Source organism: Actinomadura sp. 7K534, assembly GCF_004348575.1.
GTDB classification, from domain to species: Bacteria; Actinomycetota; Actinomycetes; order Streptosporangiales; family Streptosporangiaceae; genus Spirillospora; species Spirillospora livida.
The window spans coordinates 1-3,711 of the sequence record NZ_SMKB01000394.1 but is presented as its reverse complement, the minus strand read 5'-3'; the positions used below and the strand labels follow the sequence as shown (position 1 = coordinate 3,711).

Genomic DNA, 3,711 nt, shown 5'->3' with positions numbered 1-3,711 from the left:
GGGGACTAGGGTTCCGCCGCCGGGGCGCGCCGCCCCGGCGCGGGCTCGGCCCCTGCGCCTAGACGAGGTTGGCGACGAGTTCGGTGACGGGCTTGCGGCGGCCCGTGTAGAAGGGGATCTCCTCGCGGGTGTGCAGCCGCGCCTTGGCGCCGCGCAGGTGGCGCATCAGGTCGACGATGCGGTGCAGCTCGTCGGCCTCGAACGCCAGCATCCACTCGTAGTCGCCGAGCGCGAACGCCGACACCGTGTTGGCCCGGACGTCGGGGTAGTCGCGCGCCATCTTGCCGTGCTCGGCGAGCATCGCGCGGCGCTCGCCGTCCGGGAGCAGGTACCACTCGTAGGAGCGCACGAACGGGTAGACGCACACGTAGGCGCGGGGCTCCTCGTCGGCGAGGAAGGCCGGGATGTGGCTCTTGTTGAACTCCGCCGGGCGGTGCAGCGCCATCTGCGACCACACCGGCTCGCTGGCGCGGCCGAGCGCCGTGCGGCGGAACCGGGTGTAGACCTCCTGGAGGTCGTCGGACGTGGGCGCGTGCCACCAGAACATGTAGTCGGCGTCCGCGCGAAGCCCGGCGACGTCGTAGGCGCCGCGGGTGGTCACGTCCTTCTCGGCGACCTGGTCGAGGAGCTCCTGGACCTCGGCCGCGTCCTGCTCGCCGAGCGTCCCCGGGCTCGTGACCCGGAAGACCGACCACATGGTGTAGCGGATGACGTCATTGAGTTCGCGTGCCTTCGGCTTGCCCGCCGGCTGCGTCATGGTCTGCTCCTTCTCGGCTGCGCAGATGGTCCAGTACCCGGGTGGCCGCCGCGCGCGCGGAAGCGATGCACGCGGGGATGCCCAGGCCGTCGTAGGCCGCGCCCGCGACGGCGAGCCCCGGCTCCCCGGCGACCGCGGACCGGACCCTGGCCACGCGGTCGGCGTGGCCAACGTTGTACTGCGGGAGACCGCCGCCCCACCGGGTCACCCGGGTCTCGGCGGGCAGCTCGGTGACGCCGCAGGTCGCGGCTAGCTCGGCCATCGCGGTCGCTGCCAGCTCCGCGTCGGTCCGCTGGAGCGCCCGCTCGTCGCCGAACCGGCCGATGGAGCAGCGCACCGCGATGACCTCGGGGTCGCGGTCGCGCAGATGGGGCCATTTTACCGAGCTGAACGTGACGGCCTTGACCCCCCGCCCGCCGTTCTCCGGCGCGCTCTCCACGGCGGGGACGAGGTAGCCGCTGCCCTTCGGGAGCCGCGGGAACGCGGTGGCCCGGTACGCGAGCGTGATGATCGCCATGCTGGCGTACTCGATGCCCTCCAGTTCCCGGGAGGCGTCGGGGACGTCCTCCTTGAGCAGCCGCGAGGCGGGAGCCGCGGGCACGGCGATCAGCACCGCGTCGGCGTCGAGGTGCTCGGGGGCGCGGGTGGGGCCGATGGTGAGGCGCCATCCGTCCGGGCGGCGGCGCAGCTCGCGGACCGTCGCGCCGGTGCGGATCGTCCCGCCGGCGGCGGTGACGTCGGCGGCGACCAGGTGCGGGAGCGTGCCGAGGCCGTCCGGCAGCGTGGCGAAGACCGGGCCGGGGTCCTTCGGCGCGGCGTCCCGGATGCCCTGGACGGCCTGGAGCAGCGAGCGGTGGGAGCGCGCGGCGGCGGCGACCGCGGGCAGCGTCGCGTCGAACGACAGCAGCTCGGCGCGCCCGGCGTACACGCCGCCTAGCAGCGGCTCGACGAGGCGGTCGACGACCTCGCGGCCGACCCGGGCCCCGATGAAGTCGGCGACGGACACGTCGGCGCCGCGCCGCGTCTCGGGCAGGACGAGGTCGAGCGGGACGCGCGCCAGCCCGCCCGGGGAAAGCACCCGGGAGGCCGCCAGCGCCCGCAGGTCGGACGGGACGCCCATGACCTGCCCGGCCGGGATCGGCCGCAGCTCGCCGCGGCTGTAGATCGACGAGGAGGTGGTGCCGGGGTTGACCAGCTCGCCGGACCGGCCGAGGGCCGCGACGAGGTCGAGCCCCTCGGGGCGGCGGGCGAGCATCGACTCGGCGCCCTCGTCCACCGGGATCCCGGCGATCTCGCTGACCCGCAGCTTGCCACCGATGCGGGGAGAGCCCTCCAGCACGGTCACCCGCACGCCGTCGCGGGCGAGCATGCGCGCGGCGGCGAGACCCGCGATGCCTCCACCGACGACGACGGCATGGGACCTGTCCATGTCCCCAAGCCTCCCAGACGCGCCGCCGGAGCGCGCACCGGGGCAGGGCGGCGCGGCGCGGCCGATTCGTTGCCCGGATGACAAGATCCCAACACTGTGCCAGTGGATACTGGCATGCATGAACTCCTGGAAGACCTCCCTCAAGGCCGCGGGGGCGCTGGCCACCGCCGCCGTCCTGGCCGCAGGGCTCGGCGCACCCGCCTCCGCCGACACCCGCGGCGGCTTCGAACGGGTGTCCCTGCCGTTCTTCTGGCCGAACAACTACCTTCGCGACCTCGACGCCGCCTCACCAGACAGCGTCTGGATCACCGGGGTCCAGGGCGAGCTGACCTTCCTCACGGGCCCCTTCACCAGCACGACCATCCCCGGCAATCCGGTCGTGCGGCGCTGGAAGAGCGGCGCCTGGGTCGAGTACGACCTCGAGAACCTGCCCAGCAGCGCCACGATCAACGATGTCGACGCCGTCGGCCCCGAGAACGTGTGGATCAGCGGTGCCAGGTACGGTGCCGGGGCGAGCGTGACGGGCCCCTACCTGGCGCGCTTCACCGGCTCGCGGTTCGAGGAGGTGGAGATGCCGCCCGGCGGGAGGGGCACCACCCTCACCGCGAGCGAGGCAGGAGTCTGGGTGACCAGGAGCGGGACCGTCTACCGCCGGACCGGCGAGACCTGGACGCAGATCACCACCCAGCCGGACGTCTACCAGCTCGGGTCCTACATCCGGGCCGACGATGACATGTGGCTCATCGGCACCCCGGACGAGACGGACCGAACGGTCGTGGCGTACCACTGGGACGGGCAGACCTGGACGAGCGTGCCCTGGCACGAGCCCTCCAGCGGCGGCACCGGTATCAGCGACATGATCGCCCTCTCCCCCACCGACGCCTGGGCCACCGGCACCGACTACAGGACGTCGCCGGCCACGCCCGTCCTGATGCACTGGGACGGCACCGCTTGGACGAGCGTCACCCCGCCGTCCGGGCTCAACGCGCTCACCAGAATCGTCAAGGGCGAGGACGGGACGCTGTGGGCCCTCGGCCACTCTCTCGACGAGCCCGCCAAGCCCGGCCTGCTCCGCTACAGCGCCGGAACATGGGAACGCGTCCCGACCACGGCCGTCCCGAACCGGACCAACATCTACGCGACCGCGCTGGCCGTCGTCCCCGGCACCGGCGCGCTGTGGACGCTCGGCGACGTCAACATCGGCGGCCCCGTCGTCCTCAGGGACGGCTGACGGCCCGAACCCGCACCCGTACCCCATGACGCCGCGCCCGTGATCAGCGTGTGCCCGCTTCGTGCCCGTATCGCGATCCGTCCCGAGGAACGGTGATTTGCATCACCTCGTCCAAGCCGCATGGGGATTGTGAGAAGCGTCAGGCACGTGACATGGGCGTTCGTCGTCCTTCTGCTCGCCGGGGTGCTGGCCGCGTGCGGGGGCGGCGGCGACGGCGGCTCGGAGAGCGCGGACTCCGCGGCCCGCGCCCCCGCCGCCACGAGCGGGGACCGCGACGCCGGGGCGGGGTCGGCC

Annotated in this window: 3 protein-coding genes; 1 reads left to right on the top strand and 2 read right to left on the bottom strand. The window is 73.5% G+C overall.

Annotated elements, in window-relative coordinates; all coding sequences use genetic code 11:
• Window positions 1–58 precede the first annotated feature (58 nt).
• Window positions 59–757, bottom strand: a complete 699-nt coding sequence (gene hemQ / locus E1266_RS36155) for a hydrogen peroxide-dependent heme synthase (RefSeq protein ID WP_132054934.1) — start codon at window positions 755–757, stop codon at window positions 59–61.
• The gene (gene hemG, locus E1266_RS36150; protein ID WP_132054932.1) at window positions 714–2,186 is read right to left on the bottom strand and encodes a protoporphyrinogen oxidase; all 1,473 of its coding nucleotides are present in this window, start codon (window positions 2,184–2,186) and stop codon (window positions 714–716) included. Before hemG ends, hemQ begins: the two co-directional genes overlap by 44 nt.
• Window positions 2,187–2,304: 118 nt before the next feature.
• On the opposite strand from hemG, the gene E1266_RS36145 reads away from it, so the two are divergent.
• Window positions 2,305–3,417, top strand: a complete 1,113-nt coding sequence (locus E1266_RS36145; RefSeq protein WP_132054930.1) for a hypothetical protein — start codon at window positions 2,305–2,307, stop codon at window positions 3,415–3,417.
• Window positions 3,418–3,711 lie beyond the last annotated feature (294 nt).

Coding starts and splice junctions, on each gene's coding strand:
- E1266_RS36145 (WP_132054930.1), top strand. CDS start 2,305: ATGAACTCCTGGAAGACCTCCCTCAAGGCCGCGGGGGCGCTGGCCACC.
- hemQ (WP_132054934.1), bottom strand. CDS start 757: ATGACGCAGCCGGCGGGCAAGCCGAAGGCACGCGAACTCAATGACGTC.
- hemG (WP_132054932.1), bottom strand. CDS start 2,186: ATGGACAGGTCCCATGCCGTCGTCGTCGGTGGAGGCATCGCGGGTCTC.